A 25,466-nucleotide genomic window follows, 5' to 3' on the forward strand; every position below is an offset into this window, starting at 1 on the left:
GCACGAACGGCTCGATGCCTATCACCCCTGCCTGCTGGAAGGGGTCACCGGCAGCGGCAAGACCGAGGTCTACCTGCAGTTGATCGAGGCGGTGGTGGGCCGCGGGCGCCAGGCGCTGGTGCTGGTGCCGGAGATCGGCCTGACACCGCAGACCCTGGCACGTTTCCGCAAGCGCTTCCGGGTGCCGGTGGTGGCACTGCACTCGGGGCTCACCGATCACGAGCGCCTGGATGCCTGGGAGGCAGCCGCCAGCGGTCGCGCCCCCATCGTCATCGGTACGCGCTCGGCGATCTTCACGCCCCTGGCCCGCCCCGGGGCGATCATCGTCGACGAGGAGCACGACGGCTCCTACAAGCAACAGGACGGGCTGCGCTACCACGCCCGGGACCTCGCCGTGGCCCGCGCCCATCACCACGGCATCCCGCTGCTGCTGGGCAGCGCCACGCCCTCGCTGGAGAGCCTGGCCCGGGCGAGGCGTGGCGACTGGCGTCACCTGCCGCTGACCCGCCGCGCCACCCGCCACGCCCCCGCCGGACTGGAACTGCTCGACCTGCGCGGGCGACCCCGCCTGGGCGGCCTGGCGCCGCCGGCGCTGGAGGCGATCGCGGAGACCCTCAAGGCCGGCCACCAGGTGCTGGTATTCATCAATCGCCGCGGCTTCGCCCCGACCCTGGCCTGTCACGCCTGCGGCTGGCTGGCCGAATGCGACGCCTGCGACGCCCGCATGACCCTGCACCGCCAGCCGCCGCTGCTGGCCTGCCACCACTGCGACCGCCGCCGCGCCCTGCCAGAGAGCTGCCCCGAATGCGGCAGCATCGACCTGCGCCCCCTGGGCAGCGGCACCGAGCGCACCGAGGAGACCCTTGCCGGACGCTTCCCCAAGGTGCCGGTGCACCGCATCGACCGTGACAGCACCCGCCGTCGCGACGCCTTCGAGAACGCACTGGCCGAGGTGCGCCGTGGCGATCCCTGCCTGCTGGTGGGCACCCAGATGCTGGCCAAGGGGCACCACCTGCCCCATGTCACCCTGGTGGTGGTGGTCAACGCCGACGCCGGCCTCTATGCCAGCGACTTCCGCGCCCTGGAGCAGGGTGCGCAGCTGCTGGTGCAGGTGGCCGGCCGTGCCGGCCGCGCCGCCCATCCCGGGCGGGTGCTGGTGCAGACGATGCACCCCGATGACCCGCACCTGCGCCTGCTGGCCGAACGCGGCTATGCCGCCCTGGCCGACCGGCTGCTGGAGGAGCGTCGAGCCGCCGCCCTGCCGCCCTTCCGCTTCCTCGCCCTGCTGCGCCTGGAGAGCGCCAGGGAGGAGGCAGCCAGCGAGCTGGGCCGACGTGCCGCCACCGCCCTGCGCGGCTGGCTTGCCGAGCGCGAGCTTGCGGTGGACTGCCTGGGCCCGGTGCCGGCGCCCATGGAGCGACGCCAGGGCCGCTACCATCTGCAGCTGATGCTGGGCGCCGATAAGCGCAGCGCCCTGCATGAGGCCAGCGCCTGGCTCACTGCCTGGATGGAGGCCACCCCCGAGGCGCGCCGGGTTCGCTGGTCGCTGGATATCGACCCGCAGACGCTTAGCTGACCCCCGCCCTTTAAAGCCGCCCCACAATTGCCGATAATGGCCGGCCATGCCCGCTCAGGGCTCCGTTTCCATGCCCACGCCGGGCCGAGTGCCTCTTCACCGCCGGTTCATCGGCCGCTCGGCCCGACGCCACAGGACATCCGACGCCCCATGAAAGAGACCATCGTTGCGCTGCTCGAGGACGCCCTCGACTCCCTCCGGCAGCAGGGCGTGCTGCCCGCCGACCTCGCCCCGACCATCAAGGTCGACCCCACCCGGGACAAGGCCCATGGCGACTACGCCACCAACCTGGCGCTGATGCTGGCCAAACCGGCCGGTCGCAAGCCCCGCGAGCTGGCCGAGGCGCTGATCGGCGCGCTGCCCGAGAGCGAGGCGGTACAGAAGGTGGAGATCGCCGGCCCCGGCTTCGTCAACTTCTTCGCCGCCACCGATGCCGCCGCCCAGGTGGTCCGTCAGGTGCTCGACGCCGGCGACACCTTTGGCCGCAGCCTCATCGGCCAGGACCACAAGGTGCAGGTGGAGTTCGTCTCCGCCAATCCCACCGGCCCGCTGCACGTCGGCCACGGTCGCGGCGCGGCCATCGGCGACTGCATCTGTCGCCTGCTGGAAGCGACCGGCTTCGACGTGACCCGCGAGTTCTACTACAACGATGCCGGCGCCCAGATCAGCAACCTGGCGCTCTCGGTGCAGGCCCGGGCCAAGGGGCTCGACCCCGAGGACGACGGCTGGCCGGCGGATGGCTATCGTGGCGGCTACATCATCGACGTGGCCAATGCCTACCTCGATGGCGAGACCGTCCATGCCGACGACCGCCATGTCACCGCCAGCGGTGACCCGGACGACCTGGCAGCGATCCAGGAGTTCGCCGTGGCCTACCTGCGCCGCGAGCAGGACCTCGACCTCAAGGCCTTCGGCGTGCAGTTCGACGTCTACTTCCTGGAGTCCTCGCTCTACCGCGACGGCAAGGTGGAGGCGACCGTCGAGCGCCTGATCGAGAAGGGCCACACCTATGAACAGGACGGCGCCCTGTGGCTGCGCACCACCGACTTCGGGGACGACAAGGACCGGGTGATGCGCAAGTCCGACGGGCAATACACCTACTTCCTGCCCGACGTCGCCTACCACCTCGACAAGTGGCAACGCGGCTTCACCACGGTGATCAACGAGCAGGGCGCCGACCACCACTCCACCGTGACCCGGGTGCGCGCCGGCCTGCAGGCCCTGGAGGCCGGCATTCCGAAGGGCTGGCCCGACTATGTGCTGCACCAGATGGTGATGGTCACTCGCTCCGGGGTCGAGGTGAAGCTCTCCAAGCGCGCCGGCAGCTACGTCACCGTGCGCGACTTGATCGATGAGGTGGGCCGCGACGCCACGCGCTTCTTCCTGGCCGCGCGTCGCGCAGACTCCCAGCTCACCTTCGACATCGACCTGGCGCGCTCGCAGTCCAACGACAACCCGGTCTACTACGTGCAGTACGCCCACGCCAGGGTGTGCAGCGTCGAGCGGAAGGCCCGCAGTGACGGCCAGCCCTTCGATCACGCCCTGGCCATGGCCAGCCTGGGTCGCCTGGAAGAGGACCAGGAGAAGGCGCTGCTGAACCGCCTGGCGCGCTACCCCGAGGCGGTGGAACACGCCGCGGCCGCCCGCGAGCCCCAGCAGATCGCCCAGTACCTACTCGACCTGGCCGCCGACTTCCACACCTGCTACAACGCGGTGAAGGTGATGGTCGAAGACGACGACCTGCGCAACGCCCGCCTGGCGCTGGGCCTGGCCACGCGCCAGGTGCTGCGCAATGGCCTGGAGCTGATGGGAGTCGGCGCCCCGGAGGAAATGTAACTCATGGCGACTCGCAAGCAGCCCCCCAGGAAGCGCGGCGCCACCAACAGCCGCCGCCAACCCGCCCGCAATGCGCGCCGCGAATGGCGCCTGCCCGGCTGGGTATGGGGCCTGGCCGGCCTGGTGGCCGGCTTCCTGCTCTCCCAGCACCAGCACGGGGTGGCGCCCTGGCAGGTCGAGGACTCGCCGCTGGCCACGGTGCTGCCGCGCAGCGCTCCGCCGGAGGCCGAGCCCGAGGCAGCGGCGGAGCCCAGCGAGCCGCCGAAGCCCACCTTCGAGTTCTACACCCTGCTGCCGGAATCCGAAGTGATCGCGCCGGGTGGCGAGATGCCCGCCTCCACGGCGACCCCGCCGCCCCCGGCGGAAGAGACGGCTACCGACGATTCGGCGCCTGCCGACGACCCCATCGCCGAGGTGATCGCCGCCAACTTAGCCAACGACCGCCAGGCCAGCGATCGCCAGACCAGCGACCCCGCCCGACAACAGGCCGCCACCAGCGCCTCGGGTCAACGCTACATGCTGCAGGCCGCCTCCTTCCGCGCGGCCGGCGATGCGCAGCAGCTGCGCAGCCGCCTGCGCGACTTCGGCCTGCTGGCCCAGGTCAGCGAGGTGAAGGCGGGGGGCGGCGAGACCTGGCACCGGGTGCAGGTGGGTCCCTACGAGGACCGCCGCGAGCTGTCTCGGGCCCAGGACCTGATGGTCACCCAGGGCATCGAGCCGCTGCTCATCCAGCTCAACAACTGAGCCCGCCTCCCGCAGTGACACGCGCGGCCGCTTGAATTCCGGGCGGCGCGCCCGCACCTACTCCCTCCAGATAGATTCGTCACGACGCCCGGCTGGGCGTCGAAAGTCATCGGGAGCCGTTCATCCGCTCCCCCAAGGAGTCTCCTCCATGACCACGATCGTATCCGTGCGCCGCGGTGACCAGGTGGCGCTGGCCGGCGACGGCCAGGTATCGCTGGGCAATACCGTGATGAAGGGCAACGCCAGCAAGGTCCGCCGCCTCTATCGCGGCGAGGTGCTGGCCGGCTTCGCCGGCGGTACCGCCGACGCCTTTACCCTCTTCGAGCGCTTCGAGGCGCAGCTGGAGAAGTATCAGGGCAACCTGGTCAAGGCCGCCGTGGAGCTGGCCAAGGAGTGGCGCACCGACCGCGCCCTGCGCCGCCTGGAGGCGCTGCTCGCCGTGGCCAACAAGGACGCCTCCCTGATCATCACCGGCAACGGCGATGTGCTGGAGCCCGAGGGCGGCATCATCGCCATCGGCTCCGGCGGCAACTACGCCCTGGCCGCGGCCCGCGCCCTGCTCGAGAACACCGACCTCGGGGCCCGCGAGATCACCGAGAAGTCGCTAGCGATCGCCGGCGATATCTGCGTGTTCACCAATCACAATGTCACCCTCGAGGAGCTGCCTGCCAAGGCGGGCTAAGGCCGATACCATGACCCAGATGACCCCCCGCGAGATCGTTCACGCCCTGGACCAGTACATCATCGGCCAGCAGGACGCCAAGCGCGCCGTGGCCATCGCCCTGCGCAACCGCTGGCGGCGCATGCAGCTCGAGGGCGACCTGCGCCAGGAAGTGACGCCCAAGAACATCCTCATGATCGGCCCCACCGGCGTCGGCAAGACCGAGATCGCCCGCCGCCTGGCCAAGCTGGCCCGCGCGCCCTTCATCAAGGTCGAGGCCACCAAGTTCACCGAGGTGGGCTATGTGGGCCGCGACGTGGAGTCGATCGTACGCGACCTCACCGAGGCCGCCATCAAGCTGGTCCGTGAGCAGGCCAAGGAAGAGGTCGGCCATCGCGCCGCGGACGCCGCCGAGGAGCGCATCCTCGACGCCCTGCTGCCACCGCCCCGCGGCCAGGAGGAGGAGCCCCGCCAGGACAGCTCCACGCGCCAGATCTTCCGCAAGAAGCTGCGCGAAGGGCAGCTCGACGACAAGGAGATCGATATCGAGGTCTCCCAGCAGGGACCCAACGTCGACATCATGACCCCGCCGGGCATGGAGGAGATGACCAGCCAGCTGCAGAGCCTGTTCTCCGGCATGGGCAAGCAGAAGACCGAGACCCGCCGCGTGGCGGTCAAGGACGCCTTCGCCCTGCTGCGTGACGAGGAAGCCAGCAAGCTGGTCAACGAGGAGGAGATCAAGGCTCGCGCCATCGAGTCGGTGGAACAGAACGGCATCGTCTTCCTCGACGAGATCGACAAGGTCTGCAAGGGCGGTGGCCAGTCCAGCGGTGGGGAGGTCTCCCGCGAGGGCGTGCAGCGCGACCTGCTGCCGCTGATCGAGGGCTCCACGGTCTCCACCAAGTACGGCATGGTGAAGACCGACCATGTGCTATTCATCGCCTCCGGCGCCTTTCACCTGTCGCGGCCGTCGGACCTGATCCCGGAACTGCAGGGTCGCCTGCCGATCCGTGTCGAGCTCAACGCCCTGACCCCGGACGACTTCAAGCGCATCCTCACCGAGCCCTCCGCGGCGCTGACCAAGCAGTACCAGGCGCTGCTGGCCACCGAAGGCCTGGAGATCGAGTTCACCACCGACGGCATCGAGCGCATCGCCGAGATCGCCTGGAAGGTCAACGAAGGCACCGAGAATATCGGCGCGCGCCGCCTGCACACCGTGATGGAGCGCCTGCTGGAAGAGGCCTCGTTCCGGGGCAGCGACATCGGCACCCCGCTGGTGATCGACGCCGCCTACGTCGATTCCCAGCTCGGCGAGCTGGCGATGGACGAGGACCTGTCGCGGTATATCCTGTAACCAAGCGGCACGCCGCGGGGCACAGTATGCCCCCAGCGGCTGCCCGCGGCGCCGGGGACAGGCCGTAGCGGAGGTCCTATGCCAGGGATGGCATCGGTAGCGCCCAGGGAGGGGTTCACAGCGCCTCCGCGAAGGCCTGTCACCGGGTCAGCCGCGTCCCCTAATGCCCAGATCCGGACGCCAACCATGCCAGCCCCCATTCCTACCAAGGTGCACTACCACAAGCAGGCCCGCGAGCTGGAGCTCGGCTATGCCGATGGCCAGAGCTACCGCCTCGCCATCGAATACCTGCGAGTCTTCTCCCCCTCCGCCGAGGTGCGCGGCCACGGCAAGGGCCAGGAGACCCTGCAGGTGGGCAAGAAGTTCGTCGGCCTCAAGGACATCACCCCCACCGGTCGCTACGCCCTCAAGCTGCACTTCGACGACGGCCACGACAGCGGCCTGTTCAGCTGGGACTACCTGAAGTGGCTGATCGACAATCGCGAGGCCAACTGGGCCGAGTACCTGGAGCGCCTGGAAGCGGCCGGCGCCAGCCGCGAGCCGCTGGGCATAGAAATCAGGCAGCTGTAACCCGCGTCAAGACAATCGCCGCCGCGGGAGGCTACAATGGCGCCCATCCGAGGCCTTGACCTCTCCCATGCAGCGATTCGGGAGCCCCATCGCATGAGCGCCAACCCCAGCTCCAGGGACAAGCAGACCACCGACTTCGGCTATCAGGAAGTGCCCCTCGAGGAGAAGGCCTCCCGGGTAGCCGATGTCTTCCACTCCGTGGCGGCCCGCTACGACGTCATGAACGACCTGATGTCGTTCGGCATCCACCGTCTGTGGAAGCGGCTGACCATCGAGCGCGCCGGGGTGCGCCCCGGCCACAGTGTGCTCGATATCGCCGGCGGCACCGGCGACCTGACGCTGAAGTTCTCGCGCCTGGTGGGGCCCCGCGGCCGCGTGGTACTGGCCGATATCAACGAGTCGATGCTGCGCGTCGGTCGTGACAAGCTGCTCGACCACGGCGTGGGCGGCAATGTCGAGTATGTCCAGGCCAACGCCGAGTGCCTGCCCTTCCCGGACAACACCTTCGACTGCATCACCATCGCCTTCGGCCTGCGCAATGTCACCGACAAGGATGCCGCGCTGCGCTCCATGGCCCGGGTGCTCAAGCCCGGCGGCCGCCTGCTGGTGCTGGAGTTCTCCAAGCCGGGCAACCCCCTGCTGACCAAGGCCTACGATGAGTACTCCTTCCGCCTGCTGCCGCGCATCGGCCAGGTGGTGGCCAGCGATGCCGACAGCTACCGCTACCTGGCCGAGTCGATTCGCATGCACCCCGACCAGGAGACGCTCAAGGGGATGATGGAGGCGGCCGGCCTGGAGCGGGTCGAGTACACCAACATGACCGGGGGCATCGTCGCCCTGCACCGCGGTATCAAACTCTGAGGTGGGCATGGCGTTGACACCGACCCTGCTGCTCGCCGCTGCCGAGAGGACCCTGAACGGCCTGCTGGCCCGCGACCCGGCTGCCCCCTCGCGCCTGGCCCGGCTGGCCGGCCAGCGGCTGTTGCTGCGCCTCGAGCAGCCCGAGCTGGCACTGGCCATCCACTTCCATGGCGGCGGCCTCGACCTGCTGCGCCCCGATGATACCGACGAGGCGGCCTACGATGCCGTGGTCGAGGTGGACGCCGAGACCCTCGGCGCCCTGCTCGGCGGCGCCTCGATGGAGCGGCTGATGTTCCAGGGGCGGCTGGCGGTTCGCGGCCGCATCCCGCTGCTGGAGGCGACCCGCGACCTGCTGCTCGACCTCGACCTGGACTGGGAGGGCGAGCTGGCCCGCTGGCTCGGCGATATCCCCGCCCACAGCCTGGCCGAGGGACTGCGTCGCCTGGGCCGCTTCGGTCTGCGCACCCGCGAGGAGTTCTGTGCCGACCTCTCCGAATACCTGGTCGAGGAGGCCCGTCTGCTGCCGGGCCGCCCCCAGCTCGAGGTGCTGCGTGACCACCTGACCGAGCTGGAAGTGGCCTCCGACCGCCTCGAGGCGCGCCTCGCCCGCCTGCACCGGCGCCTGGCGGACAGGGTGACGCCATGATCCTGCTGCGTCTGCTGCGCATCCTGTGGGTGATCACCCGCTACCGTCTCGATACCCTGCTGCCCCACGAGCGCCTGCCCTGGCCACTGCGTCTCCTTTTCAAGCTCTCGCCGCTGCGCCTGGTACCCATCGGCGAGCGCTCCCGGGGCGAGCGCCTGCGCCTGGCGCTGGAGTCGCTGGGGCCGATCTTCGTCAAGTTCGGCCAGGTGCTCTCCACCCGCCGCGACCTGCTGCCCGAGGACGTGGCCGACGAGCTCAAGCGCCTGCAGGACCAGGTGCCGCCCTTCCCCGGCAGCGAGGCCCGCGGCGTGGTGGAGGCGGAGCTGGGCCTGCCGGTGGCCGAGGCCTTCGCGCGCTTCGACGCCGAGCCCCTGGCCTCGGCCTCCATCGCCCAGGTCCACGGCGCCCGGCTGCACGGTGGCGAGGAGGTGGTGGTCAAGATCATCCGCCCCGGCATCGAACGGGTGATGCGTCAGGACATGGCCCTGCTCTACCGCTTCGCCCGCCTGCTGACCATCGTGCCCGAGGCGCGCCGCCTGCGTCCGGTGGAGGTCGTGCGCGACTACGAGACCACCCTGTTCGACGAGCTCGACCTGCACAAGGAGGCGGCCAACACCTCCCAGCTCAAGCGCAACTTCAAGGACTCCGCCCACCTCTATGTGCCAGCCATCCACTGGGAGCTGACCCGCCACCGGGTGATGGTCCAGGAGCGCATCTACGGCGTACCGGTAGCCGATATCGCCGCCCTGCGCGCCCAGGGCACCGACCTCAAGAAGCTGGCCGAGCGTGGGGTGGAGATCTTCTTCACCCAGGTGTTCCGCGACAACTTCTTCCATGCCGACATGCATCCGGGCAATATCTTCGTCTCCCGCAAGCACCCCCACGACCCGCAGTATATCGGCATCGACTGCGGCATCGTCGGCAGCCTGACCCGCGAGGACCAGGACTACCTGGCCCGCAACCTGCTGGCCTTCTTCCATCAGGACTACTACGAGGTGGCGGCGCTGCATATCGAATCGGGCTGGGTCGGCGAGCATACCCGGGCCAACGAGTTCGCGGCGGCAGTACGTACCGTGTGCGAACCGATCCTCGAGAAGCCGCTCAAGGACATCTCCTTCGGCCAGGTGCTGCTGGGCCTGTTCCAGACCGCGCGGCGCTTCGACATGGAGGTGCAGCCGCAGCTGGTGCTGCTGCAGAAGACCCTGCTCAACATCGAGGGCCTGGGGCGCCAGCTCTACCCGGAACTGGACCTGTGGCAGACCGCCAAGCCCTACCTGGAGCGCTGGATGGAAGAGCGCGCCGGGGTGAAGGGCTTCTGGGCCTCGCTCAAGCGCCAGGCCCCGGAGCTCAGCCACCAGCTGCCCGAACTGCCCTCCCTGGTCCACCAGGTGCTGTCCCAGGCCGAGCTGGAGAAGCGCCAGCGCCGCCACCAGGGCGAGGCGCTCGGGGGCATCCAGCGCCATCTGGCTCACCAGGGACGCCGTCACCGCCGCCTGCGGCTGGGACTGCTGCTGGTCGTGCTGGCGGTGGCCTGGCAGCCGCTGGCCGAGTGGGCCGGCGGACAACCCTGGCCGGCGCTGGCCGCCGCGGCCATCGGCCTGGCCCTGCTGGCCTGGCACTGACCCAGTTTCATGCTCGCCTTTTCATGGAGACGTCATCGATGAGCGATATTCTCGAGCGGCTGCAGGTTGTCCTGGATCAACGCCGCGAGGCCGATCCTTCCGACTCCTACGTCGCCGCCTTGCATCACAAGGGCCTGAACAAGATACTCGAGAAGGTCGGCGAGGAGGCCACCGAGACCCTGCTCGCGGCAAAGGACGCAGAAGGCGGTGGCGATGCCCAACGCCAAGCGTTGATCGCCGAAACGGCCGACCTGTGGTTTCATAGCCTGGTGATGCTGTCGCATCTCGGCCTCGAACATGGAGCGGTGCTCGACGAGCTGGGCCGCCGCTTCGGCATCTCCGGCCACGACGAGAAGGCTGCACGCCAGCCATAGTCCGCTGGACACAACATCACTGGCCGTTCCGGGTGAGCCGGAACCCCAATCAGAGGAAGCGCTAATGTTAGGTGGTATCAGTATCTGGCAGCTGCTGATCGTTCTCGGCATCATCATCCTGATCTTCGGCACCAAGAAGCTGCGCAACGTCGGCACCGATCTGGGTGGCGCCGTGAAGGGCTTCAAGAAGGCGATGAACGAGGACGAGAAGGGCGACAAGGCCGAGGAAGAGGAAACCGAAGCGCAGGCCCAGGCCCGCGTCGACCACAAGGATGAGACCAACACCTACGACGTCCAGGCCGAGCGAAAGCCCGAGGAACAAGAAGAGCGCAAGTAAACCGCCATGTTCGATATCGGCTTTCTCGAACTCCTGCTGCTCGGCGTGGTAGGCCTGCTGGTGCTCGGCCCGGAGCGGCTGCCCAAGGCGGCACGCACCCTGGGCCTGTGGATCGGCAAGATCAAGCGAACCGTCTCCGGCATGCAGCGCGAGATCAGCGCTCAGCTGGAGGCGGAAGAGCTGCGCCAGAAACTCGACGAGCAGCAGAAGAAGCTGGACGACAGCGTCAACCAGGTGAAGCGCGGCGTCGAGGGTATCGCCGAGCCCGAACGCGGCTCCCGGGATCCGGACAGTCGCCGCCAGGATGCACCGGCGGCGACGCCCGAGCAGCGCCTGGATGACGCCCTGTCACGCGCCCGCGAGGGGGCTGACACCCAGCCTGACACCACGCCCGAGCCCTCCCCCGTCGACAAGGACGCCCCTGAACGATGAGCAACCCCGGTGACGGCCCGGAACAGCACCAGGCCCCGCTGATCGAGCACCTGATCGAACTGCGCTCGCGCCTGCTGCGTGCGGTGGTGGCGGTGCTGGTGATCTTCCTCGGCCTCTACGCCTTCGCCAACGACATCTATACCTTCGTGGCCCAGCCGCTGATGGCGCTGCTGCCGGAAGGCTCGCAGATGATCGCCACCGAGGTGGCGTCGCCCTTCCTGGCGCCCTTCAAGCTGACCCTGGTCACGGCGGTATTCATCGCCGTGCCCTACGTGCTGCACCAGGCCTGGGCCTTCGTGGCCCCCGGGCTGTACGACAACGAGAAGGCGCTGGCCATCCCCATCCTGGCCTCCAGCGTGATGCTGTTCTACGCCGGCGCGGCCTTCGCCTACTACGCGGTCTTCCCGCTGCTGTTCGAGTTCTTCACCCAGACCGGGCCGGAGAACGTGACGGTGATGACCGATATCAACGCCTACCTCAACTTCGTGCTGAAGCTGTTCTTCGCCTTCGGCGTGGCCTTCGAGATCCCTATCGCCACCTTCCTGCTGATCGCCTCCGGGGCCACCACGGTGGAGAGCCTGTCTAAGAAGCGCCCCTATGTGGTACTGGGCTGCTTCGTGGTGGGCATGCTGCTGACGCCGCCGGACGTGATCTCCCAGAGCCTGCTGGCGGTCCCCATGTACCTGCTCTACGAGGTGGGGCTCTTTTTCGGCCGCTTCGCCCGGCGCAAGAAGCAGCAGCGCGAGGCGGAAGACGACTCGTAAGCCCGAAGCTTGAAGCTTGAAGCCCAACCTGATCGAAAACGCCCCCATGACAGTGCCATGGGGGCGTTCTTCTTGCAGCTTCCAGCCGCGAAGCGGCGCTCTTTCAGCTTCCGGCTTGAGCCGCTTCGCGGCTAGAGGTCCATCAGCTCATCGACCCGGTCGACCAGCTTGAAGATGCCGGTGGCGGCCTCGCTGATGCGGGTGGCGAGCATATAGGCCGGTGTGGTCACCACCCGGTGCTCGAAGTCCACCACGATGTCCTCCACGCCGCAGCTGCGGTGCAGGCCACCCATGGCGCTGATGGCGCCGGAAACGCCGGGATCCTGGCCGATGGTGACGGCAATGCCTGGGCCCAGCAGGCGTGGCACCATCACCGGGCTGATGCACATCATGCCGATGGGCTTGCGGGCCTCGTGAAAGCCTTCCAGTGCCTGCTTGAGCTCGTCGAGCACCGTCATCTCGGCGCCATCCTCGGCGAAGCTGGAGAAGTTCTTGGCGGCGCCGAAGCCGCCGGGCAGGATCACCGCGTCGAAGTCGTCCGCCTCCAGCTCGCCCAGCGGCTGGATCTCGCCACGCGCCAGGCGCGCCGATTCGGTCAGCACGTTGCGCGAATCGCCTTCCGCGACCTCGCCTCTGCGGTGGTCGATGACGTGGTGCTGGGCGATATCCGGTGCGAAGCAGCGATAGCCGAGGCCCAGCTGGTCGAGCCGCAGCAGGGTCAGGGTGGTCTCGTAGATCTCGGAGCCATCGTAGACCCCGCAGCCCGAAAGGATCACCGCCACCTGTTTGCTCATGCCTATCTCCTTGCAGGGTTCGCCTGCCGACGGCAGGACCAGTTATCGAGCTCCACACTCTAGAGCGATCCCTCGAGTGCGACAAGGCGAGACTTTCGGCGCAATGCGACACTGATATACTCGAGGACAGCCGACACCCTGCTGTCACGTCATTGTCATCAAGGGCCGCCAGACTACCATCGGCGGCGCCAGAGCCGGAGAGACGATCTTGAGCTTCACGACCCCACGCCAGTTCCCTGCCACCCGCATGCGGCGCATGCGCCGGGACGCCTTCTCGCGCCGCCTGATGTGCGAGAACGTGCTGACCCCGGCCGACCTGATCTGGCCGGTCTTCGTGCTGGAGGGCGAGGGCCAGCGCGAGGCGGTGCCCTCCATGCCGGGGGTCGAGCGCCTGTCGCTGGACCTCCTGATCGAGGAGGCCCGCGAGGCCGTCGAGCTGGGCATCCCCGCCATTGCACTGTTCCCGGTGGTGGATGCCTCGCTGAAGAGCGAGCTGGCCGAGGAGGCCTACAGCGCCAACGGCCTGGTGCAGCGCAGCGTGCGGGCCCTCAAGGAAGCCCTGCCCGAGCTCGGCATCATCACCGACGTGGCGTTGGATCCCTACACCAGCCACGGCCAGGACGGCATCATCGACGAGCAGGGCTATGTGCAGAATGACCGCACCGTGGAGACCCTGCTCAAGCAGGCGCTCTCCCACGCCGAGGCCGGGGCCGACGTGGTGGCTCCCTCGGACATGATGGATGGCCGCATCGGCGAGATCCGCCGGGTGCTGGAGCAGGAGCAGCTGGTCAATACCCGCATCATGGCCTATAGCGCCAAATATGCTTCGCGCTACTACGGTCCCTTCCGTGACGCGGTGGGCTCCGCCGCCAATCTGGGCAAGGCGGACAAGAGCACCTACCAGATGGACCCGGCCAACGGCGACGAGGCGCTGCATGAGGTGGCCATGGACCTGGCCGAGGGCGCCGACATGGTGATGATCAAGCCGGGCATGCCCTATCTGGACGTGGTACGCCGGGTCAAGGACGAGCTCAAGGCTCCGACCTACGCCTACCAGGTCAGCGGCGAGTACGCCATGCACATGGCGGCCTTCGAGAACGGCTGGCTGGATGCCGATGGCGTGATCCTCGAATCACTGCTGTGCTTCAAGCGTGCCGGCGCCGACGGCGTACTGACCTATTTCGCCAAGCGGGCAGCACGGCTGCTCACCCAGTAAAGGAGGGGACTGCGCGCCCTTCCTGGAAACGCGGAGAGAACTCCATGGAAGACCGCAGTCCCGAAAACGTCCCCGCCGTGATGCAGCAACTGAGTGGCCCGATCGGTGAGGAGAGCGGGGTCGATATCCCGACCCCGCGCCTCAACCAGACCCGCGCCGGCATCAAGCCCAAGGCCAAGCCCCAGGCCGACGCGGACCTGAGCGACCCCTCCCTCTACTTCAACCGCGAACTCTCCCACCTGCAGTTCAATATCCGGGTACTCGAGCAGGCCCTGGACGAGTCGCACCCGCTGCTCAACCGGCTGATGTTCCTGCTGATCTTCTCGTCGAACCTGGACGAGTTCTTCGAGATCCGGGTCGCCGGGCTCAAGCACCAGCTGGCCCTGGGCGACGCCAGCACCGGGGCCGACGGCCGCTCGCCACGGGCGGTGCTCAACGAGATCTCGACGATCGCCCACGAACAGATCGAACGCCAGTACCAGATCCTCAACGAGGTACTGCTGCCGGCGCTGCTGGAGAAGAAGCTGCGTTTCCGGCGACGCAGTGACTGGACCAAGGCCCAGCGCGCCTGGGTTCGCGACTACTTCGAGGGAGAGATCATGCCGGTGATCAGCCCCATCGGGCTGGACCCCTCACACCCCTTCCCGCGGCTGGTCAACAAGAGCCTCAACTTCATCGTCAAACTCGAGGGCAAGGACGCCTTCGGCCGTGAAGGGGGCCTGGCGATCCTACCGGCACCACGCTCGCTGCCCCGGGTGATCAAGATGCCGCCGGAACTCTGCGACGAGGGCTTCAAGGAGGCCGTGTTCCTCTCCTCGATGATCCATGCCCACGCCGAGGAGTTGTTCCCGGGCATGACGGTGCGCGGCTGCTACCAGTTCCGCCTGACCCGCAACGCCGACATGTCGGTGGACCCCGAGGAGGTTTCCGACCTGGCCTCGGCGCTGCGCGGCGAGCTGCTGGCGCGCCGCTACGGCAGCGGCGTGCGCCTGGAGGTGGTCGATACCTGCCCGGAGGAGCTCGCCACCTTCCTGCTCAAGCAGTTCGAGCTGGAGGAGGAGGACCTCTACCGGGTCAACGGCCCGGTGAACCTGACCCGCATGATGTCCCTGATCGGTGACGTCGACCTGCCCGACATGTTCTACCGCCCCTTCACCCCCGGCTTTCCCAAGAACCTCGGCAAGGGGAGCAGCCTGTTCGACACCATCGCCGCTGGCGATGTGCTGCTGCATCACCCCTTCCAGTCCTTCGCGCCGGTCGAGGACCTGCTCTCGGAAGCCGCCCGGGATCCGGGCGTGCTGGCCATCAAGCAGACCCTCTACCGCACCGGAGCCGATTCGCCCATCGTCAATTCGCTGGTGGAGGCTGCGCGAGGCGGCAAGGAGGTCACGGTGGTGATCGAGCTGCGTGCGCGCTTCGACGAGGCCGACAACCTGTCGCTGGCCTCGCGGCTGCAGGAAGCCGGCGCCATCGTCATCTACGGCGTGATGGCCTACAAGACCCACGCCAAGATGATGCATATCGTGCGCCGCGAGAAGGACAAGCTGCGCCACTATGCGCATCTCGGCACCGGCAATTACCACTCCAAGACGGCCCGGCTCTATACCGACTACAGCCTGCTCACCGCCAACCCCACCCTCTGCGAGGACGTTCACCAGGTCTTCCAGCAACTCTCCGGCATGGGCCGGGCCCGGCGCATCGAGACGCTGCTGCATGCTCCCTTCACCCTGCACGAAGGGCTGGTGGCGATGATCGAGCGCGAGGCGGTGGAGGCTCGCAAGGGCAAGCGCGCCCACCTGATCGTCAAGTGCAACTCGCTGACCGAACCGAAGCTGATCCAGGCACTCTACCGTGCCTCCCAGGCCGGCGTGGAGTGCGACCTGATCATCCGCGGCCAGTGCTGCCTGCGTCCCGGCGTCCCCGGGGTATCGGAGAATATCCGGGTGCGCTCAATCGTGGGCCGCTTCCTGGAGCACACCCGGGTCTTCTACTTCCACAACGGTGGCAAGCCGGAGGTGTGGGCCTCCAGCGCCGACTTCATGACCCGCAACATGTTCCACCGCGTGGAGACCTGCTTCCCGCTGCTCGACAAGAAGCTGGCGGCACGAGTGCGCAAGGACCTGGAGACCTACCTGGTGGATAACTGCCAGAGCTGGCTGCTGCAGCCCGACGGCAGCTACCTCAAGCAGCAGCCCGGCGACGCCGCACCGATCAGCGCCCAGGAGACACTGCTCTACGCCTACGCCGCCAAGGCCTGACCGAGCGCCGGGCTATGCCCGGCTCTCGAAGCTCGAAGCTCGAAGCTCGAAGCTCGAAGCTCGAAGCTCGAAGCTCGAAGCTCGAAGCTCGAAGCTCGAAGCTCGAAGCTCGAAGCTCGAAGCTCGAAGACAGCATGAACGCAACCGCCCCGGCAGCCAGGCTGCCGGGGCGGTTTTTCTTACAGCTTAAGGCTTACGGCTTACAGCTCCCGGCGAAGCCGGGTCAGACGGCGATCGGGCCGCCATCCTGCCTCTGGATCACCACGGTGGATGCCCTCGGGCGCACCTCCCCCTGGGTGACAGCGGTGGCATCCTCGGAGGCCGGCCAGTTACCCGGATGCTGGATGTTGATGAACAGCGCTGTCTTGTCCGGGGTGGCAAAGATCCCGGTGACCTCGCAGCCATTGGGACCCACGGCGAAGCGCTTGAGATGCTGCTGGTTCTCGGGCGTGACCACTCCACCCTCCAGAACCCCCGGCACCACCGCCAGCAGCTGGTCGTTGGTATGCTCGGCAACTCCTTCATAGCCGTTGTCGGTCTGGATCCACAGGATACCCTGGCCATCGCCACGATCGTCAAACCAGAGGCCATCGGGGCTGGCGAACTGATTCGCCTCAGTCAGGCCCGAGCGGTTGTCGCTGTCGGTGGCGGCGGCGCCGAACACGAAGACCTCCCAGGCGAAACGCATTTCGTCGCTGCCTTCACGCCAGCGGATGATATGCCCGGCGCCGTTGTCGGGGCGTGGGTTGGCTTCGTTGATTGGTGCGGTGGCAAAGCCCACTCCGAGCTCATCGATGGCGCCCCCCTCGTTGGTATAGGTCGCCTCGCTGCCCGCCTCGGTGCGTTTGCTGTTGTTGGTCAGGGTGATATAGACATCGCCGGAGGCGGGGTCGACGCTGGCCCACTCGGGGCGGTCCATGGGCGTGGCACCCATCAGATCGGCAGCGTCGCAGGTGTTGATGATGATGCCCGCCTGGTCGTCGGCAGCCAGCCCCAGGGCCTGGTGGAGACGACGGCCATCGGTGGTCCGTGCCTGCGGGGTCAGGGGCAGCCACTCACCGCTGCCATCGGCATCGAAGCGCGCCACGTAGAGGGTACCCTCGTCCAGGTACTTGGCGCCGATCGCCAGACGATCGAAGTTGGCACCGGGGCGGTTGGCATCGGCCGGATCCCAGGCGGCAGCGGAGACGAACTTGTAGATATACTCGTTGCGAGCGTCGTGGCCGGAGTAGAAGACCACCGGCTTGCCGGGCTCGAGCTTGCCCAGCCAGCAGCCCTCGTGGCGGAAGCGACCCAGGGCGGTACGCTTCACGGCACGGCGGCTGCCATCGTAGGGGTCGATCTCCACCTGGTAGCCGAAGGTGCGGGCTTCGTTGCGGTAGTCCTGGCCAGCGTCGGCACCGCGCGGCGTGATATCGAAGCGCGCAAACTCGTCGTTCTGCTCGGAAGGGTCGCCTGCTGAGGTCTCCCAGCCGTAACGGCCACGCTCGGTGGGAATGCCGATGCGAGCGTCGTCGGCGAAACGCTCGCCGGTGTTGACGAAGATGTTGGGCCAGTTCTCTTCGCAGGCCAGGTAGGTGCCCCAGGGGGTGAAGCCGTTGCCGCAGTTGTTGTTGGTACCGCGGGTGAGGAGTCCCTCCGGCGAGAACTTGGTCCTCACGTAGTCGCTGCCGGCGACCGGGCCAGCCAGCTCCATCTCGGTCGCACTGGTGAAGCGACGGTTGTAGGGCGAGCCCTGCACATGGCTCCAGCGACCATCGTCGCCCCGCTTCACCTCCACCAGGGTCACGCCATGGGCGTTGATCTCGGTGCGCGACTCCTCGGCGGGGCGAGCCCCCTCCTCGGCATTGGTGGGACCGCCCTGGGGCGCCCACAGCGCCTGCTGGTCGATGTACTCGTTGTTCAGCGCCAGCACGAAGCGCCGCGAGGCGCTCTCTTCGTCCAGCGGGAATCCGTGCATGCCATCGTGATGCATGCCCACGCTTTGCGCCTGGCGCTCGGCAGTCATGGCGAGATCGCCGCTCCAATCCGATGCCTCACCCGAGAGCGGCGTGCCCCAGGGCACCAGCACCTGGGCGGTATACCCCGGCGGCACCACCACGGCATCGCTGCGTGAACCGGCGATCGACTCGAAGGCCAGGCGCAGTGGCGTCTTCTCGTGCTGGGTGCTCGCGGCCAACGCCTGGGCGGCACCGCCGAAACCCAGCATTGAGGCGGCAGCCAGACCCAGGCCACCGCGCATCACGCTGCGCCGCGAGACATGGCGCTCGAGAACGGCGGCGAAGGGCTCGTTGGTGCCGGGGTTCAGGACGCGATGATCCTCGATTTCCTTGCTCATGGGGGTTCCTCGTCGGTTGGATGGAGGCGCGAGGCGCCTCCAGGACGAGGTCAGGCTAGGCGAGGAAGGTGACAAAGCGATGAAGGATCGAAAGCGCCCTACCCCCTCCGGAAGGCCGCCAGGTCGTGGGGGTCCAGGCCATCGACGCGCTCGGGCAGGCCTTGTTCGCGGCGGGCCACCCGCACTACCTCGCGCTCGGCAAGCAGCTCGGCGTCGTCATCCAGGGTGCGCCCGTTGAGTTCGGCGAGCTGGGCCATGCCCTGGTGGTAGAAGGCGAGCAGGTCCAGGGCGGTAGCGTTGTCCTCCGCCATGCCACGGCGCAGCGCCGGCAGGTAGCCGCTGACCCGGGAGAGGTGGTGCTTGAGCTGCCAGGCGTAACGCACCTCGGCCATCCAGGGACGCTCACGCAGGGCTGCAAACACCAGGCTGGTTGCCACCAGCCCCAGCACCACGCCCAGTACGTTGAGCCAGAAGCCGCCGTCGAAGGCAGCCTGCAGCAGTTGCACGAACACCAACCCGAAGACGATCAGCTGGCCGGCCATGGCCAGGCTGATCAGCCGCCCCTTGCGGCGGTAGGACTCGGGATCGTGCTCCTCGAACTGGAACGGCATGACGGGCTCCTGGGTGGCGAATCGGCAATCGTCGGCATTATCCCGACAACACCATGCTGGGTACAGACCCAGGTGCCGCCATGCCGCCACCACCAGCGTGAGAGGCGCCGGATCAGCCTAGCGTATTACCTCAATCGCTCGGCGGCGGAGAGCAGCAGGTGTTCGGTGGTCTCCCAGCCGATGCAGGCGTCGGTGACCGAGACCCCGTGGCGCAGCCGCCCCGGCTCCAGCGCCTGCTTGCCCTCGTGGAGGTGACTCTCCAGCATCAGCCCGGCGATCGCCCTCTCGCCGGCCTGTCGCTGGGCCAGCACGTCGAGCAGCACCTCACTCTGGCGACGGTGATCCTTGCGGGCGTTGGCGTGGCTGCAGTCCACCATCAGTCGCGGCGAGAGGCCGGCCTCCTCCAGGGCGCGACGTGCCGCCTGGACGTGGTGCGCCTGGTAGTTGGGCTCGCCGTGACCGCCGCGCAGCACCAGCTGGGTATGGGGATTGCCGGCAGTGTCGCGGATCACCGGCCGTCCCTCGGAATCCATGCCGAAATGGCTGTGGGGGTGGGCGGCGGCGCGCATGGCATCCAGGGCCACGCCGATATCACCGCCGGTCGCGTTCTTGAAGCCCACCGCCGCCGCGAGACCGCTGGCCAGTTCACGGTGCAGCTGGGACTCGGTAGTACGGGCACCGATCGCCACCCAGGAGAGCAGGTCCTCGAGATAGGGGGCCAGCATCGGCTGCAGCAGCTCGGTGGCCACCGGCAATCCCAGCGCGGCCACATCGCGCATCAGCCGTCGCGAGACCTCGAGGCCGCGGGCCATGTCGCCGCTGCCGTCCAGGTCGGGGTCGTAGGCTAGTCCCTTCCAGCCCACGGTGGTGCGGGGCTTCTCCACATAGACACGCATCACCGGCAGCAGGCGGTCCTTCACCCGTGCGGCCAGCTCCGCCAGCCGGTGGGCATACTCCAGCGCCGCCTGGGGGTCGTGGATGGAACAGGGGCCGACCACCACCAGCAGGCGATCATCGCGGCCGGCGAGGATATCGTGGACGGCGTGGCGCTGGTTCTCGAGGCGACGCGACAGGTCGGCGGAGAGCGGCAGCTCGCGAGTCAGCTCCCCCGGGGTGGGCAGCGCTCGAGCGGGGTTGGCGGCGGGACGCTGGGATTCGTTCAGGTTCACGGCGGCAAGCGTAGCGTTCATGGTGTCATCAACTCCGGGTAGCGGTCATACATCGTGTCTGTCGGGTGCCACCGATCTCGCTACGGTCGGACGTGGCGGAGTGGACCGACCGCAGCTCGCTAAATCGCCAGTAGCCGTAATAGCCCACACAGTCCCGGGTCTGGCGGATGGCGATGGATGCGGTCATGGTCTCTCTCCTCGAAGTCGGTTGTGGTGTGGGGGCCGTGAAACGCAGAACCCCCGGGCGGGGCTGCCGTCCGGGGGTTCTGGTGGAGGCGGCCCTGGTGGGTGTGCCTCCGGCGATGTCGCGTCTTGCGCTCAGGACATGGCCGCCGGCACACCGGTCATAAAATAGCCATACCAGAAGCCGCCCGCGGCCACGCACGGCGATTCCGCACGGCCGCAAGCGGCGTGATGACGGAATGGGTGGGTGGCGGATGCGATCATCGGTTTCTCCTGAGCAGTCGCTTCATCCTGCCGCATAGCGGCAAGGCTGGCAAGGCCAACTCAGCCGGCAAACAGCTGGTACCAGCCGATGGTGGCCGGCAGGCAGCTCATGGCCACCAGCACGATCAGGCCCATGATGATGGACAACAGGCCGCTGCTGTCACGGAAGTTCTCGTCGTGTCCCGCCATGTGTCACTCCTTCGATTGCGTCAGGGTTGGGGTCTGGGGTGGCCACCATTCTAGCGAAGTCCATGCGCCTCGGCACGACACCGAAAGTCGCAGGTTCAGCGCAGATGGCGGCCGCCGTCCACGGGTAGCGTCGCACCGGTGACGTAACGGTTGTCGAGCAGGTAGCGCAGCGTCTGGTAGATCACTCCGGGGCCGGGCACCTTCTGCATCACCGACTTGGCCCGGGCCTTCTCGGCGTAGGTCTCGTCATCGCCCTCGCCCAGCATGATCAGCGCCGGGGCGATGGCGTTGACCTGGATGTCGGGGGCGTACATGGCGGCGAACGACAGCGTCAGATTATCGAGCCCGGCCTTGCTGGCGGCGTAGGCGGCGTGCTTCCTGGAGCCCTTCTGCACCACGTAGTCGGTCATGTGCACGATATCGCGCTGGGGCTCACTGCACGCCTCGAGCAGTTCGCGGGCGTGCAGGTTGATCAGGTAGGGCGCCAGCATATGGATGCGGAAGAGCCGCTCGAAGGTGGCCCCCGCCTCGGGTCCGGTAGAGTCCGGCGCCCAGTCGCTGGCGTTGTGCACGATGGCCCGCAGCGACCGCGTCTCGGCCCTGAGACGCACCAGGAAGTCGAGGATGCCCGCCTCGCTGGCAAAGTCCGCCTGCAGGGTGACGATGCCACGCTCGCGCAGTTCTTCGAGCTCCGGCCGCTCACGCCGGTAGCTGATGATCACCGGATGGCCGTCGTTGACCAGCTGCTCCGCGCAGTGACGCCCCAGGCGCTGGGCACCACCGGTGATCAGGATCGGTGAGGCACTCATGCGTCGGCCTCACGCCGCAGGCTGCCGGCGGTGGGCACGATGGGATCCCGCGGCGCATAGGCGAAGACATCGGAGAAGACCCGCGAGGGCGCAAGGCCCAGCGAGGCGAGCACGTCCACGCAGGCATAGACCATGCCGGGCGAGCCGGAGAGATAGACGTCATGGCCGGAGACGTCATCGAGCCCCGCGGCCAGGGCCTGGTCGATGCGTCCGCGATGGCCCACCACCCGTTCGCCGGCCCAGGGCAGCTCCGGGGCCACCTCGGTGACCGGATGGAAGGTGAAGCCGGCATGCGCCTCGGCCCACTCCCGGGGCAGGCGCTCCAGGTAGAGGTCACGCTCCTCCCGTGCGGCCCACCACAGGGCGATCTCGCGCCCGGGGTTGGCGGCCAGTGCCCCCTCCACGAGCGCCTTCATCTGGGCGAAGCCAGTGCCGGCGGCAATCAGCAGCAGCGGGCGCGAACTGTCCGGGTCGAGCACGCAGTCGCCACCGGGCAGGCGCAGGGTCAGGCGGTTGGCGACCTTGACCATCTCGCGCAGTCGAGCGGAGTTGTCGCGCTCCGGCCAGTGCTGGATATGCAGTTCGATCTCGCCGTCACCGCGCCAGGCATTGGCGATGGAGAACGGCACCCAGATTCCCTCGTCGAGCTTGAGCTCCAGGTACTGGCCGGGGTCGTGGGCGGCCGCCTCGGCGCGCCCGTCGAGCCGGACGCGGAAGACGTCCGGGCTGAGGTCCTCGACCTCGGTGACCGGGCAGGTCAGGATCCTTGGCGTCATGAGTGCCTCTTACACTTGTCAGGGGGTCGTGTTGTCGGGGAGGTCGATGCCCAGTTCGTGCCAGCGCTCGCTGACACGGGCCTTGACGGCCTCATCCATGACGATGGGCACGCCCCACTCGCGGTCGGTCTCGCCGGGCCACTTGCTGGTGGCATCCAGGCCCATCTTGGAGCCCAGGCCGGAGACCGGCGAGGCGAAATCCAGGTAGTCGATGGGCGTATTCTCCACCATCACGGTGTCCCGGGCCGGGTCCATGCGCGTGGTGATGGCCCAGATCACATCCTTCCAGTCGCGGGCGTCGACGTCATCGTCGAGCACCACCACGAACTTGGTGTACATGAACTGGCGCAGGAAGCTCCATACGCCCATCATCACGCGCTTGGCGTGGCCGGGGTACTGCTTCTTCATGGTCACCACCGCCATGCGGTAGGAGCAGCCCTCCGGCGGCAGGTAGAAGTCGACGATCTCGGGGAACTGGCGGCGCAGGATCGGCACGAACACCTCGTTGAGCGCCAGACCCAGGATCGCCGGTTCATCGGGCGGGCGGCCGGTATAGGTGGAGTGGTAGATGGCATTCTCGCGCATGGTCATGCGCGTTACCATGAACACCGGGAAGTGGTCGACTTCGTTGTAGTAGCCGGTGTGGTCGCCGTAGGGTCCCTCCGGCGCCATGTCATCCGGGTAGATGAAACCCTCCAGGATGATCTCGGCGGACGCCGGCACCTCGAGGTCGGCATGGCCACACTTGACCAGCTCGGTGCGCGAGCCACGCAGCAGCCCGGCGAAGGCGTACTCCGAGAGCGAGTCGGGCACCGGGGTCACGGCACCGAGGATGGTGGCCGGGTCGGCGCCCAGCGCCACCGCCACCGGGAAGGGCTCGCCGGGGTGGGCCTGCTGGAACTCCTGGAAGTCCAGCGCCCCACCGCGGTGGGAGAGCCAGCGCATGATCAGGCGATTCTTCCCGAGCTTCTGCTGGCGATAGATGCCGAGGTTCTGGCGCTTCTTGTGGGGCCCGCGGGTAATCACCAGTGGCCAGGTGACCAGCGGCGCGGCATCACCGGGCCAGCAGTGCTGGATCGGCAGGCGATCGAGGTCGACCTCGTCGCCCTCATAGACCAGCGCCTGCACCGGGGCCGAGCGTACCGTCTTCGGCCCCATGCTCATCACCTGCTTGAAGATCGGCAGCTTGTCCCAGGCATCGCGGAAGCCCTTGGGCGGCTCGGGCTCCTTGAGGAAGGCGAGCAGCTCGCCCACCTCGCGCAGCGCGGCCACGGAGTCCTGCCCCATGCCCATGGCCACCCGCTTCGGCGTGCCGAAGAGGTTGCCGAGCAGCGGCATGGCGTGGCCCTTGACGTTCTCGAACAGCAGCGCCGGCCCTCCGGCCCGCAGGGTGCGATCGCAGATCTCGGTGATCTCGAGGTAGGGGTCGACCTCGGCGGTGATGCGCTTGAGCTCGCCCTGGGCCTCCAGGGCGGCGATGAAGTCGCGCAGGTCCTTGTACTTCATTCGGATTTCCCGGTTGCAGTACGACGAAAGGGGCAGCATAGCATGCTACCCCCTGGGCCTTCGTACAACGTTTGCACAATTTCTGCGCTCGGCTGATCCCAGGCTCCCAAAACAAACCTTTCAAGGCGAAGGCGTTGAAGGCTGGCCGTCACGAGCGAAGGCGAGACAAGGCGGAAAACAGCGAAAGCGCGGAGTTTACTTCAGTAAATGAGCAGCTTGAGCTGTTTTCCAACGCCGTATCGCCAAGCGCAGCAGGCCAGGATCAACGCCGTTTCATGGCCTCGAAGAACTCGATGTTCGTCTTGGTATCCTTGAGGCGGTCGATCAGGAACTCGGTGGCCGCGGTATCCTCCATGGGGTTGAGCAGCTTGCGCAGGATCCACATGCGCTGCATCTCGTCCTCGGAGGCGAGCAGGTCCTCCCGGCGGGTGCCGGAACGGCGGATATTGATCGCCGGGTAGACGCGACGCTCGGCCAGCTTGCGGTCCAGGTGCGCCTCCATGTTGCCGGTGCCCTTGAACTCCTCGAAGATCACCTCGTCCATCTTGGAGCCGGTGTCGACCAGCGCCGTGGCGATGATGGTCAGGCTGCCGCCCTCCTCGATGTTGCGCGCCGCACCGAAGAAACGCTTGGGCTTCTCCAGGGCATGGGCGTCGACGCCACCAGTGAGCACCTTGCCGGAGCTCGGCACCACGGTGTTGTAGGCGCGCGCCAGGCGGGTGATGGAGTCGAGCAGGATCACCACGTCCTTCTTGTGCTCGACCAGCCGCTTGGCCTTCTCGATCACCATCTCGGCGACCTGCACGTGACGCGCCGGTGGCTCGTCGAAGGTCGAGGCCACCACCTCGCCGCGCACCGTGCGTGACATCTCGGTCACCTCCTCCGGGCGCTCGTCGATCAGCAGCACGATCAGGTGGCACTCGGGATTGTTGCGGGTGATCGAGGTGGCGATGTTCTGCAGCATCAGGGTCTTGCCCGCCTTGGGCGGGGAGACCAGCAGGCCACGCTGGCCCTTGCCAATGGGCGCCACCAGGTCGATGATCCGCGCCGTGAGGTCCTCGGTGGAGCCGTTGCCGATCTCCATGCGCAGCCGCTCCTCGGGGAACAGCGGCGTGAGGTTCTCGAACAGGATCTTGTGCTTGGCGTTCTCCGGCCGGTCGAAGTTGATCTCGCTGACCTTGAGCAGGGCGAAGTAGCGCTCCCCCTCCTTGGGCGGGCGGATCTTGCCGGAGATGGAGTCACCCTTGCGCAGGTTGAAGCGGCGGATCTGCGACGGCGAGACATAGATGTCATCGGGCCCGGCCAGGTAGGAGCTGTCGGCACTGCGCAGGAAGCCGAAACCGTCCTGCAGGATCTCCAGCACGCCATCGCCGAAGATTGGCTCGCCGCTCTTGGCGTGCTTCTTGAGGATGGCGAAGATGATGTCCTGCTTGCGGGAACGTGCCAGGTTGTCGATGCCCATCTCGCGGGCCATCTCCAGCAGTTCCGGCACGGGCTTTTGCTTGAGTTCGGTAAGATTCATCGGTGTGTTCAGACGTTGCTCTTGGTAAGCCGGGCGGCGAAGCGCCGTGAGGAA

25 protein-coding genes are annotated in these 25,466 nt (G+C 67.6%); 15 read left to right on the forward strand and 10 right to left on the reverse strand.

Going from position 1 to position 25,466, the window contains the following annotated elements; genetic code table 11:
* The 13 genes from LWH48_RS14605 to tatC all read left to right on the forward strand — a co-directional run.
* On the forward strand, window positions 1-1,576 hold a 1,576-nt coding region (locus LWH48_RS14605), incomplete at its 5' end, for a primosomal protein N' (protein WP_232913111.1).
* A 150-nt stretch (window positions 1,577-1,726) separates the two neighbouring features.
* Window positions 1,727-3,412: an arginine--tRNA ligase gene (gene argS, locus LWH48_RS14610; RefSeq protein ID WP_232913112.1), complete on the forward strand. Its 1,686-nt coding sequence runs from the start codon at window positions 1,727-1,729 to the stop codon at window positions 3,410-3,412.
* A gap of 3 nt (window positions 3,413-3,415) precedes the next feature.
* Complete coding sequence (locus tag LWH48_RS14615) at window positions 3,416-4,156, forward strand: SPOR domain-containing protein (protein ID WP_232913113.1); 741 nt, start codon at window positions 3,416-3,418, stop codon at window positions 4,154-4,156.
* Window positions 4,157-4,304: 148 nt separating this feature from the next.
* On the forward strand, window positions 4,305-4,838 hold the full coding sequence (gene hslV, locus LWH48_RS14620; RefSeq protein ID WP_161430086.1) for an ATP-dependent protease subunit HslV: 534 nt from the start codon (window positions 4,305-4,307) through the stop codon (window positions 4,836-4,838).
* Window positions 4,839-4,848: 10 nt separating this feature from the next.
* On the forward strand, window positions 4,849-6,171 hold the full coding sequence (gene hslU, locus LWH48_RS14625) for an ATP-dependent protease ATPase subunit HslU (protein WP_161430085.1): 1,323 nt from the start codon (window positions 4,849-4,851) through the stop codon (window positions 6,169-6,171).
* Window positions 6,172-6,357: 186 nt separating this feature from the next.
* The gene (locus LWH48_RS14630) at window positions 6,358-6,741 is read left to right on the forward strand and encodes a gamma-butyrobetaine hydroxylase-like domain-containing protein (protein WP_161430084.1); all 384 of its coding nucleotides are present in this window, start codon (window positions 6,358-6,360) and stop codon (window positions 6,739-6,741) included.
* Window positions 6,742-6,834: 93 nt separating this feature from the next.
* Complete coding sequence (gene ubiE / locus LWH48_RS14635) at window positions 6,835-7,602, forward strand: bifunctional demethylmenaquinone methyltransferase/2-methoxy-6-polyprenyl-1,4-benzoquinol methylase UbiE (RefSeq protein WP_161430083.1); 768 nt, start codon at window positions 6,835-6,837, stop codon at window positions 7,600-7,602.
* Between the two features lie 7 nt (window positions 7,603-7,609).
* Window positions 7,610-8,248, forward strand: a complete 639-nt coding sequence (locus LWH48_RS14640; RefSeq protein WP_232913114.1) for a ubiquinone biosynthesis accessory factor UbiJ — start codon at window positions 7,610-7,612, stop codon at window positions 8,246-8,248.
* The gene (gene ubiB / locus LWH48_RS14645; protein WP_232913127.1) at window positions 8,248-9,870 is read left to right on the forward strand and encodes a ubiquinone biosynthesis regulatory protein kinase UbiB; all 1,623 of its coding nucleotides are present in this window, start codon (window positions 8,248-8,250) and stop codon (window positions 9,868-9,870) included. The genes LWH48_RS14640 and ubiB overlap by 1 nt, the downstream gene beginning before the upstream one ends.
* Window positions 9,871-9,908: 38 nt before the next feature.
* Complete coding sequence (locus LWH48_RS14650) at window positions 9,909-10,244, forward strand: phosphoribosyl-ATP diphosphatase (RefSeq protein WP_161430081.1); 336 nt, start codon at window positions 9,909-9,911, stop codon at window positions 10,242-10,244.
* Between the two features lie 64 nt (window positions 10,245-10,308).
* Window positions 10,309-10,581, forward strand: a complete 273-nt coding sequence (gene tatA, locus LWH48_RS14655; RefSeq protein ID WP_161430080.1) for a Sec-independent protein translocase subunit TatA — start codon at window positions 10,309-10,311, stop codon at window positions 10,579-10,581.
* A 6-nt stretch (window positions 10,582-10,587) separates the two neighbouring features.
* Window positions 10,588-11,013 carry a Sec-independent protein translocase protein TatB gene (gene tatB / locus LWH48_RS14660; RefSeq protein WP_232913115.1) on the forward strand — a complete coding sequence of 142 codons (426 nt, stop codon included), beginning with the start codon at window positions 10,588-10,590 and terminating at the stop codon, window positions 11,011-11,013.
* Window positions 11,010-11,777 carry a twin-arginine translocase subunit TatC gene (gene tatC / locus LWH48_RS14665; RefSeq protein WP_161430078.1) on the forward strand — a complete coding sequence of 256 codons (768 nt, stop codon included), beginning with the start codon at window positions 11,010-11,012 and terminating at the stop codon, window positions 11,775-11,777. Before tatB ends, tatC begins: the two co-directional genes overlap by 4 nt.
* Before the next feature lie 131 nt (window positions 11,778-11,908).
* Here the strand turns inward: tatC and elbB are convergent, their stop codons facing one another.
* Window positions 11,909-12,571: an isoprenoid biosynthesis glyoxalase ElbB gene (gene elbB, locus LWH48_RS14670; RefSeq protein ID WP_232913116.1), complete on the reverse strand. Its 663-nt coding sequence runs from the start codon at window positions 12,569-12,571 to the stop codon at window positions 11,909-11,911.
* A gap of 208 nt (window positions 12,572-12,779) precedes the next feature.
* Between elbB and hemB the strand changes: the two genes are divergently transcribed.
* Together hemB and ppk1 are read left to right on the forward strand one after the other, a co-directional pair.
* On the forward strand, window positions 12,780-13,787 hold the full coding sequence (gene hemB, locus LWH48_RS14675) for a porphobilinogen synthase (RefSeq protein ID WP_232913117.1): 1,008 nt from the start codon (window positions 12,780-12,782) through the stop codon (window positions 13,785-13,787).
* An 80-nt stretch (window positions 13,788-13,867) separates the two neighbouring features.
* A complete protein-coding gene (gene ppk1 / locus LWH48_RS14680; protein WP_442908317.1) occupies window positions 13,868-16,045 on the forward strand; it encodes a polyphosphate kinase 1 in 2,178 nt (725 codons plus the stop codon).
* Window positions 16,046-16,268: 223 nt separating this feature from the next.
* Here the strand turns inward: ppk1 and LWH48_RS14685 are convergent, their stop codons facing one another.
* From LWH48_RS14685 to rho, 9 genes are all read right to left on the reverse strand, one after another.
* Window positions 16,269-18,383 (reverse strand): PhoX family protein, encoded by a 2,115-nt coding sequence (locus LWH48_RS14685; protein WP_232913119.1) that lies wholly within the window; start codon window positions 18,381-18,383, stop codon window positions 16,269-16,271.
* A gap of 98 nt (window positions 18,384-18,481) precedes the next feature.
* The gene (locus LWH48_RS14690) at window positions 18,482-18,994 is read right to left on the reverse strand and encodes a DUF3087 family protein (RefSeq protein WP_232913120.1); all 513 of its coding nucleotides are present in this window, start codon (window positions 18,992-18,994) and stop codon (window positions 18,482-18,484) included.
* A gap of 125 nt (window positions 18,995-19,119) precedes the next feature.
* On the reverse strand, window positions 19,120-20,184 hold the full coding sequence (locus tag LWH48_RS14695; protein WP_232913121.1) for a 3-deoxy-7-phosphoheptulonate synthase: 1,065 nt from the start codon (window positions 20,182-20,184) through the stop codon (window positions 19,120-19,122).
* Between the two features lie 297 nt (window positions 20,185-20,481).
* The gene (locus LWH48_RS18300; protein WP_269816228.1) at window positions 20,482-20,610 is read right to left on the reverse strand and encodes a hypothetical protein; all 129 of its coding nucleotides are present in this window, start codon (window positions 20,608-20,610) and stop codon (window positions 20,482-20,484) included.
* A gap of 60 nt (window positions 20,611-20,670) precedes the next feature.
* On the reverse strand, window positions 20,671-20,799 hold the full coding sequence (locus tag LWH48_RS18305; protein ID WP_023004631.1) for a hypothetical protein: 129 nt from the start codon (window positions 20,797-20,799) through the stop codon (window positions 20,671-20,673).
* Window positions 20,800-20,894: 95 nt separating this feature from the next.
* On the reverse strand, window positions 20,895-21,608 hold the full coding sequence (gene folM / locus LWH48_RS14700; protein ID WP_161430071.1) for a dihydromonapterin reductase: 714 nt from the start codon (window positions 21,606-21,608) through the stop codon (window positions 20,895-20,897).
* Window positions 21,605-22,384 carry an NAD(P)H-flavin reductase gene (locus LWH48_RS14705; RefSeq protein WP_161430070.1) on the reverse strand — a complete coding sequence of 260 codons (780 nt, stop codon included), beginning with the start codon at window positions 22,382-22,384 and terminating at the stop codon, window positions 21,605-21,607. The genes folM and LWH48_RS14705 overlap by 4 nt, the downstream gene beginning before the upstream one ends.
* A gap of 18 nt (window positions 22,385-22,402) precedes the next feature.
* Entirely contained in the window at window positions 22,403-23,890 is a 1,488-nt protein-coding gene (ubiD, locus tag LWH48_RS14710) for a 4-hydroxy-3-polyprenylbenzoate decarboxylase (RefSeq protein ID WP_232913122.1), read from the reverse strand.
* A gap of 262 nt (window positions 23,891-24,152) precedes the next feature.
* A complete protein-coding gene (gene rho, locus LWH48_RS14715) occupies window positions 24,153-25,412 on the reverse strand; it encodes a transcription termination factor Rho (protein ID WP_161430068.1) in 1,260 nt (419 codons plus the stop codon).
* Window positions 25,413-25,466 lie beyond the last annotated feature (54 nt).

The organism is Halomonas sp. G15 (genome assembly GCF_021282295.1).
Lineage (GTDB): Bacteria > Pseudomonadota > Gammaproteobacteria > Pseudomonadales > Halomonadaceae > Halomonas > Halomonas alimentaria.